The sequence below is a fragment of the Vibrio sp. KUL78 genome (assembly GCF_059725505.1).
In genome coordinates this window covers 535,333-551,483 of sequence record NZ_AP045837.1, presented here as the reverse complement: position 1 = coordinate 551,483, position 16,151 = coordinate 535,333, and the positions used below count along the sequence as shown (strand labels likewise).

11 protein-coding genes and 1 pseudogene are annotated in these 16,151 nt (G+C 46.9%); all 12 read right to left on the bottom strand.

Features of this window, described 5'->3' with window-relative positions; translation table 11 throughout:
- Positions 1-8: 8 nt before the first annotated feature.
- The gene (gene carA, locus AC6I8Y_RS02785; RefSeq protein WP_112459856.1) at positions 9-1,148 is read right to left on the bottom strand and encodes a glutamine-hydrolyzing carbamoyl-phosphate synthase small subunit; all 1,140 of its coding nucleotides are present in this window, start codon (positions 1,146-1,148) and stop codon (positions 9-11) included.
- A 543-nt stretch (positions 1,149-1,691) separates the two neighbouring features.
- Positions 1,692-2,501, bottom strand: coding sequence for a 4-hydroxy-tetrahydrodipicolinate reductase (gene dapB, locus AC6I8Y_RS02780; protein WP_252013465.1), 810 nt, complete (start codon positions 2,499-2,501; stop codon positions 1,692-1,694).
- Positions 2,502-2,577: 76 nt separating this feature from the next.
- A complete protein-coding gene (gene mutT, locus AC6I8Y_RS02775; protein ID WP_394153003.1) occupies positions 2,578-2,976 on the bottom strand; it encodes an 8-oxo-dGTP diphosphatase MutT in 399 nt (132 codons plus the stop codon).
- A 124-nt stretch (positions 2,977-3,100) separates the two neighbouring features.
- Complete coding sequence (gene secA, locus AC6I8Y_RS02770; protein ID WP_234494504.1) at positions 3,101-5,833, bottom strand: preprotein translocase subunit SecA; 2,733 nt, start codon at positions 5,831-5,833, stop codon at positions 3,101-3,103.
- Between the two features lie 529 nt (positions 5,834-6,362).
- Positions 6,363-7,280 carry a UDP-3-O-acyl-N-acetylglucosamine deacetylase gene (gene lpxC, locus AC6I8Y_RS02765; RefSeq protein ID WP_042476021.1) on the bottom strand — a complete coding sequence of 306 codons (918 nt, stop codon included), beginning with the start codon at positions 7,278-7,280 and terminating at the stop codon, positions 6,363-6,365.
- Between the two features lie 98 nt (positions 7,281-7,378).
- On the bottom strand, positions 7,379-8,605 hold the full coding sequence (gene ftsZ, locus AC6I8Y_RS02760) for a cell division protein FtsZ (RefSeq protein ID WP_042476019.1): 1,227 nt from the start codon (positions 8,603-8,605) through the stop codon (positions 7,379-7,381).
- A 29-nt stretch (positions 8,606-8,634) separates the two neighbouring features.
- Complete coding sequence (gene ftsA / locus AC6I8Y_RS02755; protein ID WP_042476016.1) at positions 8,635-9,897, bottom strand: cell division protein FtsA; 1,263 nt, start codon at positions 9,895-9,897, stop codon at positions 8,635-8,637.
- 115 nt (positions 9,898-10,012) lie between these two features.
- On the bottom strand, positions 10,013-10,762 hold the full coding sequence (locus tag AC6I8Y_RS02750) for a cell division protein FtsQ/DivIB (protein ID WP_234496123.1): 750 nt from the start codon (positions 10,760-10,762) through the stop codon (positions 10,013-10,015).
- A gap of 284 nt (positions 10,763-11,046) precedes the next feature.
- Positions 11,047-12,508: pseudogene (gene murC, locus AC6I8Y_RS02745) on the bottom strand (UDP-N-acetylmuramate--L-alanine ligase).
- A 17-nt stretch (positions 12,509-12,525) separates the two neighbouring features.
- Positions 12,526-13,587: an undecaprenyldiphospho-muramoylpentapeptide beta-N-acetylglucosaminyltransferase gene (murG, locus tag AC6I8Y_RS02740; RefSeq protein ID WP_498020735.1), complete on the bottom strand. Its 1,062-nt coding sequence runs from the start codon at positions 13,585-13,587 to the stop codon at positions 12,526-12,528.
- Positions 13,574-14,800, bottom strand: coding sequence for a cell division protein FtsW (gene ftsW / locus AC6I8Y_RS02735; RefSeq protein ID WP_286036896.1), 1,227 nt, complete (start codon positions 14,798-14,800; stop codon positions 13,574-13,576). The genes murG and ftsW overlap by 14 nt, the downstream gene beginning before the upstream one ends.
- A gap of 15 nt (positions 14,801-14,815) precedes the next feature.
- Complete coding sequence (gene murD / locus AC6I8Y_RS02730; protein ID WP_498020734.1) at positions 14,816-16,144, bottom strand: UDP-N-acetylmuramoyl-L-alanine--D-glutamate ligase; 1,329 nt, start codon at positions 16,142-16,144, stop codon at positions 14,816-14,818.
- Between the last annotated feature and the right edge of the window lie 7 nt (positions 16,145-16,151).

Sequence of the window (16,151 nt, the reverse complement as noted above, 5' to 3'; positions counted from 1 at the left end):
ACTCCGAATTACGCTTTATGTTCTTTAATTAGGTCGATGAAGTGGTCAAACAATGGCGCTGCATCGTGTGGACCTGGGCTCGCTTCAGGGTGACCCTGGAAGCTGAACGCTGGCTTATCTGTACGGTGGATACCTTGAAGTGTGCCGTCGAACAGAGATTTGTGCGTTGCACGTAGGTTCTCTGGCAGCGTCTCTTCATCTGCAGCAAAGCCGTGGTTCTGTGAAGTAATCATTACTACATCACGGTCTAGGTCTTTCACTGGGTGGTTTGCACCATGGTGGCCAAACTTCATCTTCACTGTTTGCGCACCAGACGCTAGAGCCAAGATTTGGTGACCAAGGCAGATACCGAAGATTGGTAGGCCTTTGTCTAGGAATACTTTTGTTGCTTCGATAGCGTAAGTACATGGCGCTGGGTCACCAGGGCCGTTTGATAGGAATACGCCATCTGGGTTAAGTGCAAGCACGTCTTCAGCAGAAGTTTGCGCTGGAACCACTGTTAGGCGGCAGCCGCGGTCTACAAGCATACGTAGGATGTTGCGTTTTGCACCGAAGTCGTAAGCAACAACGTGATATGGCAGCTCGCTGTCGTCTTTCGCTTCAGGAAGGCCACCCTCGAGTGTCCACGAACCCTGTTTCCATTGATACGTTTCTTGCGTTGTTACTTCTTTCGCAAGGTCCATACCTTTCAAGCCAGGGAACTCTTTCGCTTTCGCCAGTGCTAGCGCTTCGTCTAGGTTATCACCAGCAACGATACAACCGTTCTGAGCGCCTTTCTCACGTAGAAGACGAGTCAGCTTACGTGTATCGATGTCTGCGATACCAACGATATTTTGAGACTTAAGGTAGTCTGAAAGTGACTGTTCATTACGGAAGTTAGAAGCGATGAGAGGAAGATCGCGGATCACAAGGCCTTGTGCGTGGATTGCTGAAGACTCTTCGTCTTCTTTATTAGTACCAGTATTGCCAATATGAGGATAAGTAAGAGTGACAATCTGTTGAGAATAGGAAGGATCAGTGAGGATTTCTTGGTACCCCGTCATCGAGGTATTAAAAACAACTTCACCAACGGATAAACCATCTGCTCCAATGGAAACACCGCGGAACACTGTCCCATCTTCTAGGACTAACAGTGCTGATTTACTCAAGACAACCTCCAGAATAAAAATGCATAAATTTTAAATTAAATTGCAGATTTGCCTTCCTCTTCGCTATAAATAAGCGGTTTTAGGTAGTTCAGACAAATTGGCGGTATTCTAATGATGCCGGCGTTTTGTGTCAACAAGCATGGAAAAATAAATCTAAATTTTATAGTCACTGGCGAATTTTTTGTTTAAAACCGCCAAAAATGAACATTTACAAAGAAAAATTCAATCAGTTAACGGCAAGCATAGTTTTTCTACAAAGAAACTCACCGTCACACGACAAAATTTGCAACAACTATTTGCGCAAACGATAGCCAAACAGACAAAACACACAAAAATAGAGGTTTAAATTAAAAAACCACAAAAAAGCCCCATAAAAACAGATAAAAACCACAATTCTTGTACATTTTGCAACCATTCATGAAATTTAAACCCTAAGGAGTTTGTAGTCACTCAGGCTATCGTTTCCAGAATATTTATGTACTTGTTGTTTCTGGTGATCACACCTCTTTAGGGTATAAAAAAAGCGCCATACTGGCGCTTTTTCTAAATGCTGTCTAAACCGAGCACTTCGGTCATGGTATAGAAACCGGCAGGCTTATCATTAAGCCACACAGCGGCTTTGACTGCGCCATTAGCAAAGGTCATACGATCGGTCGCTTTATGAGTGATCTCAACACGCTCGCCGATATCAGCAAACATCGCTGTGTGCTCACCGATAATGTCACCAGCGCGAATCGTCGCAAAGCCAATTTCATCACGAGTTCGCTCACCAGTAATGCCTTCACGAGCGTAGACTGCCACATCATTAAGCTCATTACCCATCGCGCCCGCGATCGCCTCACCCATACCAATTGCTGTGCCAGAAGGCGCATCAACTTTATGGCGGTGGTGTGCTTCTACGATTTCGATATCACAGTAATCACCCATGACCTTCGCTGCTTTCTCTAGCAGTTTAAATACTAGGTTTACACCAACGCTGTAGTTTGGTGCCATGACAACCGGAACCACCTTAGCCGCTTCATCGATGAGCTCTTTCTCTTCTTCGCTGAAACCTGTGGTACCAATGACCATTTTTTTACCATGCTGTTTGCACAGCTCTAGATTCGCAAGGGTACTTTTCGGTGCAGTAAAGTCGATAATCACATCAAAGTCGGCAATTGACTTCGCCAAATCATCAACCAGCGCGACATCAAAGCGCCCTTCACCACATAGCTCACCAACATCAACGCCAACGAGTGAAGACTCAGGACGCTCAGAGCCCGCTCCCACGGTCGCTTGTTTGTTGTGAAATGTTGCTTTTACTAGGTTGCGACCCATGCGGCCCGCTGCTCCTGCAATCGCAATTCTTACCATTGCGTTATTCTCCGTTGTTTTGTGTTGCTACCAATGTAACGTAAAGCAATTAGGGCTGCTAGCACAGTTACCAATTTTAACGGTATTTTTCGATGACTTTGTTCAAGATAGGCACGTTGGCTTCAGGGAAGCTATAATCTGCCAATTCACTGATACTGACCCAGCGTCCTTCCTGCCCTTCTTTACCAAAAGGCACACCTTCAAAACCTGTTACTGAGATGAAATCGAACTCTAACGACTTCTCAGGGTAATCATGCAGAAGATGTTCAAAAAGCATCTGCTCTGTCACTTTGATATCAATCTCTTCATACAGTTCACGAGCAATGGCTTCTTGAATCGTTTCACCCACTTCAACCTTGCCACCTGGGAACTCCCAAAAACCACCTTTGTGTAGGTTATCGGGTCTCTTGGTAATGTAGATTTGAGACTTATCTTGATTGAAGATAATGGCGGCGACAATATGAACTCGCTTCACTTCCTTTCCTCACTGTTATTGTTGTTTTCACTATTCTAATCAGGCTCACGCTATCTGCGCGGACTAATAACGTTAGCATAAAAAAAGAGCCGCTTAATGCGACTCTTTTCTTCAATACCGTGGTTTAGTTGATTTTACCGTGGCATTGCTTGTACTTCTTACCGCTACCACATGGGCAAGGCTCGTTACGACCAACCTTACGCTCTTCGCGTACCATAGGTTGTGCTGAACCTTCTTGCTCTTGTTCAGAGTTATCCGCCAACTGGTTCTCTGCGTTCGCGTGTTGAGCCTGCGCTTTTGCTGCTGCAGCTTCAGCTTGTGCTTGGCGCTGAGCTTCCATACGTTCCACTTCTTCTTGCTGCTGTACGCGTACTTTAGAAAGAATGGTGATGACATCAATCTTCAAAGAATCTAGCAATTGCTCGAACAATTCAAACGACTCACGCTTGTACTCTTGTTTCGGGTTCTTCTGTGCGTAGCCACGAAGGTGGATGCCTTGACGTAGGTGATCCATCGCCGCTAGGTGCTCTTTCCAAAGCGTATCTAGTGTTTGTAGCATCACAGACTTTTCGAAGTTACGCAGTACTTGAGCACCAACGGTCTCTTCTTTCTCTTTGTAGATAGTGACAGCAGTATCCAAGATTTTCTCGCGCAGTGCTTCTTCATAAAGCTTGTCGTCTTCTTCCAACCAAGATTTGATCGCCAGATCAAGGTCAAAGTCATTCTTAAGACGCTCTTGAAGACCTTCGATGTCCCACATATCTTCAAGCGACTGTGGCGGGATGTATTCATCGATAACAGAAGTAAAGACGTCAGCGCGGTTTTGCTCTAGCATCTCGCTAATGTCATCAGCGGTCATTAGTTCATCACGTAGCTCGTAGACCACCTTACGCTGATCGTTCGCCACGTCATCAAACTCAAGAAGCTGTTTACGGATGTCGAAGTTGCGACCTTCCACTTTACGCTGTGCTTTCTCGATTGAGCGAGACAGCATCTTACTTTCAATCGCTTCGCCTTCTTCCATACCGCTCTGGATAAGACTCGCCATACGATCAGAGGTGAAGATACGAAGTAGTTGGTCTTCCATTGATAGGTAGAAGCGAGAAGAACCCGCGTCCCCCTGACGACCAGAACGACCACGAAGCTGGTTATCGATACGACGAGATTCGTGACGCTCAGTACCGATGATGTGCAGACCACCGGCTTCTAGCACTTGATCATGAATCACTTTCCACTCAGCCTTAATAGCGTCGATCTGCTCTTGAGATGGGTTATCTAGCTGCTCAACCTTCGACTGCCAGCTACCACCCAACACGATATCGGTACCACGACCTGCCATGTTAGTTGCGATGGTCACTGCGCCTGGCGTACCCGCTTCAGCAACGATTTCCGCCTCACGCTCGTGGAATTTCGCGTTAAGTACGTTGTGCTTGATCTTCGCTTGCTTCAGAGCGTTTGATAGCAACTCTGATTTTTCAATCGATACCGTACCAACCAGAATAGGCTGACCATTTGCCGCACGCTCTTTGATATCTTCGATGATGGCGTTGAATTTCTCCATCTCTGTACGATAAACCACATCCGGCATATCGTTACGTACCATAGGTTTGTTGGTTGGGATAACCACCGTCTCTAGGCCGTAGATAGATTGGAATTCGAATGCTTCAGTATCAGCGGTACCAGTCATGCCCGACAGTTTGTCGTATAGACGGAAGTAATTCTGGAAGGTAATCGATGCCAGCGTCTGGTTTTCATTCTGGATCTTAACGCCTTCTTTAGCTTCAACCGCTTGGTGAAGACCTTCAGACCAACGACGACCAGGCATAGTACGACCCGTGTGCTCATCAACGATAACCACTTCGCCTTGCTCGTTAACGATATAGTCAACGTTCTTCTCAAACAGCACGTGAGCACGCAGTGCAGCATTAACGTGGTGCAATAGGCTAATGTTAGTTGGTGAATACAGTGTATCGCCTTCTTCCATCAGACCGTTTTTGATTAGCAATTCTTCAACGTACTCTTGACCGGTCTCAGTCAGGTGAACCTGCTTAGATTTCTCATCAACCGTATAGTGACCGTCACCGCGGTACTCTTCAGAATCTTCTTGCTCTTGCTGTTCAAGATTCGGGATTAGGGTGTTGATGCGAGTGTAAAGATCAGAGCTGTCTTCTGCTGGACCAGAGATAATGAGCGGGGTACGTGCTTCATCGATAAGGATGGAGTCCACTTCATCGACAACAGCGAAGAAACGTTCGCGTTGAACTCGGTCTTCAACACGGAAGGCCATGTTGTCACGAAGATAGTCGAAGCCAAACTCGTTGTTCGTACCGTATAGGATATCCGCTTGATAAGCTTCTTTCTTCTCTTGAGGGTGCATGTTTGGTACGTTGATACCAACCGTCATGCCTAGGAATTCGAATAGCGCGCGGTTAGTTTCCGCATCACGCTTAGCAAGATAGTCGTTCACCGTTACGATGTGAACACCTTTGCCTGGTAGAGCGTTCAAATAGGCTGGAAGTGTTGCAGTCAGCGTTTTACCTTCACCGGTACGCATCTCTGCAATTTGGCCTGAGTTAAGAACCATACCACCGATAAGCTGAACATCGAAGTGACGCATGCCGAACACACGCTTAGATGCTTCGCGAACAGTTGCAAATGCTTCTGGTAGGATTTGGTCTAGGTTTTCACCTTTGTCCAAACGCTCACGAAACTCAACCGTCTTTGCTTTTAGTTCTTCATCAGACAATGCTTCGAACTGCGGCTCGTAGTTATTGATCTGTTTTACGATTTTTCTTAGTCGACGCAGTGTTCTGTCGTTGCGACTACCAATGACCTTTGTCAGTAGGTTAGTAATCATTGTGTTTTTGTTCTCTCTACCATTAGATCATTTCGACCTATTAAAATTGCCTTCCGTCTCTACTAAGGCCAAGCGACCTAACTGAGATAAAATCTATACCAACTGATATTGAGTTCAAGCGGCTAGAATTCAAGGCAGACATGCTAATTAATGGCACATAGTTTAAGGAATTTTTGCCCCAACAACCAAGCATCTATCGAAACTAACCGCAATTAGTTTGATGTGTTTGGAAGTTTTGGGGTATTGAAGGGATGAAAGTACACCATTCTTGCTAAAAAGTATGACAGCAATACGAGATAAGCAGGGCTAAAAGTGAAAACTTATACTCCACGAAACAAGGGCTGTGGTGGTATTAGGGAAAACAGAAAGCAAAAAGGATCGAAAAGATCGGCAGATGATCGTCCACTCAAGAGATACGATCTTTTTTGAGATGGCAACTTTTTGCCACCGTGCCAGTGATGCTAAAAACGACAGAAACAAAAAAGTCAGGCATGAAGCCTGACTTTTTCTAAATTCTGTATTGACGTTATTACGCCATTACCATGCTCGGGTCTGCAAACGCTACTGGAGAACCTGCTTGCTCTTCAAACGTTGCCCATTCCCACGCTTCTTGGTCTGCCAGTACCGCGCGAAGCAGTTGGTTGTTTAGACCATGACCTGACTTATAAGCTGCAAACTCACCAATAATGGCATGACCAGCCATATACAAGTCACCGATCGCATCCAATACTTTGTGCGTTACGAATTCATTTTCGAATCGTAGACCTTCTTCGTTAAGGATACGGTAATCATCCAAAACAATAGCGTTGTCGAAGCTACCACCCAAAACTAGGTTTTGTGATTGTAGGTATTCGATATCACGCATAAAGCCGAAAGTACGTGCTCGAGAGATTTCTTTTACAAAACCTTGTGATGAGAAATCAAACAGAAGACGCTGTTCGTCAGCATCGATGGCTGGGTGATTAAACTCAATCTCGAAGTCCATTCTGAAACCATTGTAAGGGCGAAGTTCAGCCCACTTATCGCCATCTTCGAAGCGAACAGGTTTCTTGATACGAATGAATCGTTTTGGTGCATTCTGAGTTTCAATGCCCGCTTGTTGTAGCAGGTATACGAATGGGCTTGCGCTACCATCCATGATTGGAATCTCAGGTGCATCAACCTCTACGATGATGTTATCGATGCCCATGCCAGCTAGTGCAGCATTGAGGTGCTCAACCGTAGAAATACGGATGCCTTCATCGTTAACAAGCGCAGTACAAAGCATAGTGTCACGTACAGAAAGAGGATCCGCAGGAAAATCCACAGGCGGATTCACGTCAGTACGACGGTATACAACACCAGTATTCGCAGCCGCAGGACGCAAAGTTAGTGTTACTTTACGACCAGAGTGAAGGCCCACTCCTACAGTAGTCACTATTTCTTTAAGCGTACGTTGTCTGATCATCTACAAACCTCTTAATCTACGCTACATATCACGGTTGATTATGTAACCAACCGCGAATCCTACCAGAAATTTGAGCTATGTCAAATTCACACAGATTATCAATCTGCTTGACGACGCAAAAATGCTGGAATGTCTAAGTAGCCACTTTCCTTCTCAGGCTTAGGTGCAGCGCTGGTATTGCCGCTCGACACAGGTGCTGAGCTAGCAGTATTCGGCGTGTTTACCTCAACCTTTTCCTGATTATTTACAGGCAAAGATTGTGCCACTTTGTCCTCTACTTTCGCAGCTGGCGCTTGAGTTGGCTGTTGAGGCTGACTTGCAGTCACTGGCGTTTTGCCACCTGCGACTAGCGTAATATCTGGCTTACGCTCATTACCGATACCCGTTGCAACCACAGTCACGCGAATTTCGTCGCTCATGTCTGGGTCTAGAGAGGTACCAATAACAACCGTTGCATTGTCAGAAGCAAAAGCTTTTACTGTGTTACCCACGGTCTCAAATTCATCTAGACGCATATCAAGACCCGCGGTGATGTTAACAAGCACACCACGCGCACCGGCAAGATCAATATCTTCTAGAAGTGGACTAGAGATTGCCATCTCTGCCGCTTCTTCTGCACGATCTTCACCTTTTGCAACACCGCTACCCATCATTGCATGACCCATTTCCGACATCACGGTACGAACGTCCGCAAAGTCGACGTTAATCATGCCAGGGCGAGTAATTAGCTCTGCGATACCTTGAACCGCATTCTTAAGTACGTCATTTGCGCTTGCAAACGCTTCTAGAAGCGTTACACCACGACCAAGTACTTTAAGAAGCTTCTCGTTTGGAATCGTGATCAAAGAGTCAACATGCTTTGAAAGCTCTTCGATACCTTGCTCAGCGAACAACAGTCGCTTCTTACCTTCAAAGCTAAATGGCTTAGTTACCACTGCTACAGTAAGAATGCCTAGCTCTTTCGCTACTTCAGCAATTACTGGAGCTGCACCGGTTCCGGTACCGCCGCCCATACCAGCTGCGATAAACACCATATCGGCACCAGTAATGCTTTCTTTAATTCTTTCTTTGTCTTCAAGAGCTGCATCACGTCCAACTTGAGGGTTTGCACCTGCACCCAAGCCTTTTGTGATATCGCCGCCAATTTGAATAACGTGGTTGATGCTCGTTTTGCGCAATGCTTGAGCATCGGTGTTAACACTAATGAAATCAACCCCTTCGATTGATTCACGAACCATGTGTTCTACAGCGTTACCACCGCCACCGCCTACGCCTACTACTTTAATGACAGCTTCGTCAGACATTTCCATCATCGGTTCAAACATTTGTTATCTCCGTTTTCCTGCAACTCAGGTTAAAACTCTTTTTGTATCCAATTACGCAACTTTCCAAAGATTGTCGACACCGATTGACGCTTTGGTTCGTTATAATCATTGTCGTCATTAATCTGACTGTCTCTTGCGTAATGAAGTAATCCAACGGCCGTAGAATGATACGGCTCTTTTACATAGTCCGTTAGGCCACTTACCTCTAAAGGCTTACCTACCCGAACCTGATTGCGGAATACGCGCTCTGCACACTCCACAACCCCTTCAATTTGTGCTGCACCGCCGGTTAAGACAACGCCTGCTGCGAGATGGTGTTTTACACCGCTCTCTCTTAGTTTAGCTTGAACATTATCAATGGTTTGATTTACAAGTCCCATTAATTCTGTATAGCGTGGTTCTATTACTTCTGCCAGTGTTTGACGCTGAAGACTGCGCGATGGACGACCACCAACGCTCGGCACATTGACCGTATCGTCTTTACTTACTAGTTCGCTTAACGCACAACCATACTTTACTTTTATCTCTTCTGCATCACTTAGTGGTGTGCCAAATGCAAATGCGATATCGCTCGTCACGGCATTACCTGCATAAGAGAAGACTTCAGTATGTCTTAATGCGCCACCAGTCCAAATGGAGATATCCATCGTGCCTGCACCAATATCGACCACACAGACACCAAGCTCACGCTCGTCTTCTGTAATAACCGCATTGCTTGAGGCAAGACCAGAGAACACTAGCTGTTCCACTTTCAAGCCGCAGCGCTCTACCGCTTTAATGATGTTTCTTGCCATATCATTGTGACAAGAGATCAAGTGGACACTGACTTCCATACGAACCCCAGACAGACCAAGCGGGTTTTTTATCCCTTCTTGATAGTCTATGGTAAATTCCTGAGGAATCACATGCAGTATGCGCTGTTCATCACCGATTTTTATGGATTTCGCGGTATGAATCGCCCGATCCATATCATCCTGTGACACTTCCTCTTCAGAAATGGTTCCCATGCCTTTTTCAATTCGGCTTGCAATATGCTTACCAGAAAGAGAGATAAAGACGTTGCTGATTTGGCATTCCGCCATGAGCTCAGCTTGATCGACAGCACGTTGCACGGACTTGACCACTGACTCAAGGTCGTTAACGCCACCTTTGTCCATTCCGCGAGAAGGACTAGAACCTGCACCAATGATATTTACCTGCCCGTCTGGTAATACTTCACCGACTAAAGCAGATACGGTCGCAGTGCCAATATCAAGACCGACAATAATATTGTCATCCGTGGTCTTCGTCATCTGTACTCTCTTATGTTTCGCTATCTCAATTCCCAGAGAACAACTCGCTTGGGTTGTCCAATTCCTAACTGAACTTAAGTATCGATACGCAAGGCTTATCGATACATAAAACCAGTCACCCTGTTGTATTCGCTTTTGAAGCTTCGCTGCTAGGTGCTTCTTCGACTGGGAACCAGCCAACCGCTGCCCCGGTGTCATAGCGCAAATCAATGTAGCTAATCTGCGATACTTTCTCGCCTAGTTCGCGATACAGAGACATAAATCGCTGTAAACGTTCGTCTAAGGCGTCTTTACCCAGCTCCAAGCGGATTCCATTATCAAGAATCACTTGCCAAGCACGGCGCTCGTTCAATACCAGAGAAGAGATCGCCAATCCTAGCTCAGCCAATTTCGCGTTACTATCGCGGTAGGTATCAAGAACGTAACGCTCGGTCCCTTCAGGACCATAGAGTTTTACTTTCTGTTCTTCGATAACCGACACATCGCCACTAAACACAACGCCATGAATATCTAGCATATCAATGCCATTCCAGATAGCACTTGCCTGATACTCAGTGAGAAATACCTTCACGGTATCCGGCCACTGTTTACGAACCGATGCTTGCGATACCCATGGAATTTGCTCAACACTTTGTTGGAGCACATCAATGTCCTGCGACATGAATGTGCCAATATGCTCAAGACCCGCAAACGCGTGCTGAACATCTTTGGCTGTCACATGGGTTAGATCACCCTGAAGCACTATTTTCGATAAGGGAAGGCGCTGGTCGTCCCACATCCAGCTAATGGTGGAATAAAGTGTTGAACCGATGACTGCGATCACTGCAAATAAAAAAATCGCCCCGATCCCGTGTTTTGAAAACAAGGAAGCTCGACGCGTTAGCTCTACACTGCTGTCTGAAGTTTCAGTCAAACTCTTTGGTCCCTTATTAACTTCTCTTCGCCTTTCCTTAAGATAGTGGAATAAGAGTCTAATCTAATGGTGTTAACCTTAGGATTATACTAATCAATATCAAACTATCAAACACTCAACCCAAGAAAACTGGGCTTTTGCGCACTGAAACAACAAAAAAGTTCGAATGGGCGATCAATTCTCTATATCGCTCAATCGAACTCATAAATTATCAGTCAATCTCGAAAATCGACGTATCAGCTATTTTTCATCACTTGGATGTTCAGTTTCATCTGCTCCAGCTGCTTGGCTACTTTACCAATATCACCCGCCCCTTGCGTCAAGACAAGGTCGCCGTCTTGCAAGAGATTGGATAAAACTGATGGTAAACCACTCATTTCTGGAACAAAAACTGGATCTAGCTTACCACGAGTACGAATAGTACGACACAGTGAGCGTCCATCTGCACCCGCGATTGGAGCTTCGCCTGCGGAGTAAACATCCAGCATCACTAACACATCAACCTGTTCAAGCACATTCGCAAAGTCATCATACAGGTCACGGGTGCGGCTATAACGGTGCGGCTGGAATACCATCACTAAGCGCTTATCTGACCAACCATTACGTGCTGCTTTGATTGTGACATCGACTTCGGTTGGGTGATGACCATAATCATCGACCAACATGACGTTACCATTACCAGTTTCAAACTCACCGAGGTGCTCGAAGCGACGTCCAGTACCCTCAGTACCGAGCATGGCTTTCACAATCGCTTCATCACTGATGTTGTCTTCTGTCGCCACCGCTATCGCAGCGGATGCATTCAGCGCATTGTGTTTACCCGGAATATTCAGGGTAATCTCAAGGTTTTCTCGGCCTTTTCTGACAACGGTAAACTTACCTTGCTGTCCTTCTTGGCGATAATTCTCGATACGAACATCCGCGTCATCGGAGAAACCGTAGGTGATAACTTGACGACTCACACTTGGAATCAGCTCACGTACCACAGGATCATCAACACACATTACCGCCTGACCGTAGAATGGTAGGTTATGTAAGAAGTCGATAAAGGTCTGCTTAAGCGTATCGAAATCACCGCCATAGGTATCCATATGATCGGCTTCGATATTAGTAACAATGCTCACCATTGGCTGAAGGTGCAAGAATGATGCATCACTTTCATCAGCCTCGGCGATGAGAATACGGCTTGAACCTAGACGCGCATTGGTACCTGCGCTTTTCACTAGACCACCATTCACGAACGTCGGATCCATGCCCGCTTCTGAGTAAATTTGTGTCACTAGAGCTGTGGTTGTGGTTTTGCCATGTGTACCTGCAACTGCAATACCATGTCTAAAACGCATCAGCTCAGCAAGCATCTCAGCACGACGAACCACTGGAATGCGTGATTCTTTTGCAGCTACTAACTCTGGGTTTTCAGGGTCAATTGCCGTAGAGACAACAACAACGCTCGCCAGATCAATGTTACTTGCAGCGTGGCCAATGAAAATCGTTGCGCCTTTTTTGCTGCAGGCGTGCAGTCACAGCGTTTTCAGCCAGATCGGAACCTGTGATCTGGTAGCCTTCATTAAGAAGTACTTCAGCAATACCGCTCATGCCGGCGCCACCGATACCAACAAAGTGAATGCACTTGACTCGTCTCATCTCTGGTATCAAGGCACGGATCTGCGCTAAATCTGGAGTTTGTTGCTGTGTCATGGGTTCGTCTCGTTAATCTATTTCGTTAATTCAATAATTTCATTTGCGACGCGCGTATCGGCGTCTAACTTGGCTGCACCTCGTGCATTGATTGCCAAGTCTTTTAGCTGAGCTCTGTCTAATGTGCGTATCTGCTCGGTCAGTTTTTCTACCGTGAGCTCTGGCTGTTCAATCATGTAGGCGGCATTGCAATCGACAAGGTGGTCACCATTGAGCGCTTGCTGACGATCTTTGTGCATAAATGGAATAAAAATCGCGCCCACTCCCACCGCAGCTAATTCAGAAACGGTAAGCGCTCCTGAACGACAGACAACCAGGTCTGCCCACTGATATGCCTCGGAGACGTCATCGATAAACTCCGTTACCTCAGCGCTATCGACCTGATGTTGCTGATAGAGCGCTGAGACCTCTTGCTGACTTCCTTTACCCGCCTGATGGCGAATGGTGTAGCCATTTCCTAGCGCTGCCATCACAGGTGGTAATGTGTGATTAAGGATGCGAGCCCCTTGGCTGCCCCCCATGACAAGGATTCGAATATCGCCTTCGCGACCATCGAGTCTTGTATCTGGCGACTCAATATCCACCAAGTCTTGGCGTACTGGGTTTCCGACCACCTCTGCATTAGGAAAAGCGCCTGGGAAGGCTTGGAATACCTTTTTGGCAATCTTAGATAGCCACTGATTGGTCAGCCCCGCTACCCCGTTTTGCTCATGAAGTACAACAGGAATACCCATTGTCCAAGCTGCCACGCCACCTGGGCCACTGACATACCCTCCCATGCCCAATACCGCATCGGGTTTCCAGCGTTTTAAGTGCTGACGAGCCTGCAAGATAGCACTGAAGATCTGAAATGGTGCCTTAATAAGCTTAGCAATTCCTTGGCCTCTAAGGCCCTTCACCTTGATGAAATCAATCTCTATGCCGTGTTTAGGCACTAGATCGGCTTCCATTCGGTCTGCCGTGCCAAGCCAGCGGATTTCCCACCCTTGCTCTTGTAAGCGTTTTGCTACTGCAAGACCTGGAAAAACGTGACCACCAGTACCACCAGCCATCACCATTAAACGTTTATTCTTTGTCATTTTGAGTCTGTTTTTTATCTGTTTCGGGCTTACTTTTCTGAGGCGGCTCTGGAGCAACGTCAGGCAGCAAACGGCATTCATGATCGACACGCAGCAATATAGAAACGGCGACCGACATAATAATCAAACTGGAGCCACCGTAACTGATCAATGGCAGGGTCAAGCCTTTGGTCGGCACCATACCCGCAGCAGCACCAACGTTAACCAAGGTTTGAAATGCAAACCAGATACCGATAGCGAAGCATAAATAGCCGCCAAAGAACTGCTGCTTTTCAAACGCTCGCTTACCGATGTAGAGTGCCTTTATCACCAGAGCAAATACCAACATTAGCACCAAGACAACGCCAATAAACCCGAGCTCTTCCGCCAATACCGCGAATACAAAGTCAGTATGCGCCTCAGGGAGGTACTCGAGTTTTTGAACTGAGTTACCAAGCCCTTGCCCCATCCAGTTACCACGCCCGAACGCCATCAAGGATTGAGTCAACTGATAGCCACTGCCGAACGGGTCTTCCCAAGGGTCGAGAAACGAGGTTACACGCCTGACACGATAGGGCTCAACCAGAATCAAAGCAATCACCGCGCTGACACCAGCGACAAAGAGAGCGATGAACTGGGATAGCTTAGCTCCAGCGATGAACAGCAGTCCAAACAGGGTGACCAGCATAACTACAACCGTACCTAGATCGGGTTGTCCAAGCAGCAAAATTGCAAACGTGGTAAACACCATAATAGGTTTAATAAAGCCGCCAAAAAACGACTGACGCACCTCATCTTGCTTTCTGACCAAATAGCCGGACATAAAGATAAACAGCGATAGCTTCGCGACTTCGGCGGGCTGCAGGTTAAACAGCCCTAGTGGGATCCAGCGAGAGGCACCATTCACCGATTTACCGACGACGAGTACGACAATCAATAGGAAAATGGATAGTGCGAGCAGATAACTGCTGTATTTAAACCATTTGGCGATCGGAACTTGCAGCACCACTGAAGAAGTTCCAAGCGCGAGAACTAAAAAGATCGCATGACGGAACATAAAATGGAATGGTTGGTCGGTGAGTCTCGAACTGATCGGAAACGATGCCGATGTCACCATCACAAGCCCTGTCACCATCAACGCAAACGCCAGCCAAACCAATTGACGGTCATAGAGCGCTTCAGGTGCGCTGTGGGTCATCCAACCCACGGTGCGTTGTCGAAGTTGATGAAACATAGTGACAGGTCCGTGTTAACTAACTTGTGTCGAGTATTGCTGAGCTAATTGAGTGAAATGATCGCCACGAGCCATAAAATTGGCAAACTGATCGAAGCTAGCACAAGCCGGCGATAGCATGACCATATCACCCTGCTGTAACTGTGGCGTGATCTCAGCCAAGATATCGTCCATCGAGGCATATTGCACCGCGCTATCGTGAAGTGGCACAAACTCATGCCCATCGCGACCAAAACAGCACAGCTTCACGTTAAGCGCTGCTAACGGTGCCGCTAATTCGGAAAAATCGGCCCCTTTACCTACGCCACCGACCAACAGGTATAGAGTGCCGTCCAGTGAGAGCCCTGACAACGCAGCGAGCGTGCTTGCTACATTGGTTGCTTTTGAATCATTCACCCATTTCACGCCACTATTGTCAGCAACAACCTGACAGCGATGGCTCAGGCCACGGTACGTTTTCAAGCACTCCAACGCTTGTTGATAGTCTACGCCCGCGAGTTTAAGTATTCCGCACGCCACCAATGCATTAGACCAGTTATGCTTGCCCACAATGCTAAGCTCGTCAGTAGCAATGATGAGCTCACCGCTATCAACAAGCCATGTGCGCCCGTCAACCTCTTGCATGCCAAATTGCGTCGAGTCAAAGCCGAACGTCGTTACAGTAGCATTAGACTCTAGAGGGTAGGTGTCCGGTTCATCTCGGTTGACTAATGCATTATCAGCATGCATGAAGATCCTGCGCTTAGCCTCCGCGTAATCGTCCATCCCCTCGTATCTATCCATATGATCTTCAGACAGATTCAAGAAGGTTGATACTGTGGTATTGAGCGACGAGGTCGTTTCCAACTGAAAACTCGAAAGCTCAAGGACGTAAAGGTCCGCATCTAGCTCTAACAAATCGAGAGCAGGAACACCAATGTTGCCGCCGACACCAACGGTTAAGCCAGCCGCCTTAGCCATCTCACCGGTGAGGTCAGTAACCGTACTTTTGCCGTTAGACCCTGTTATGGCGATAACGGGTTTGGAATTCGCCCACGCAAACAGCTCGATATCCCCAACGACACGTACACCACCTTGCAGTGCTTGATCAATTTCTGGCGTCGCCAGCGCAATGCCTGGATTGCATACCACTAAATCAGCGCTTAATAGCCACTCAGATTCAAAGCTTCCAGTATGCAAGGCTACGTCAGTCGGCAGCTGCTCCGCTCCAGGTGGATTATCGCGACTATCCATAACCTTGATAGCGATATTTGAGTGATGTTTTCGAATGTGATTAACGACTGAGAGCCCGGTAATACCGAGCCCTACTACGACGACATTGTTAATATCTTGCCAGCGTTCCATCAACGGG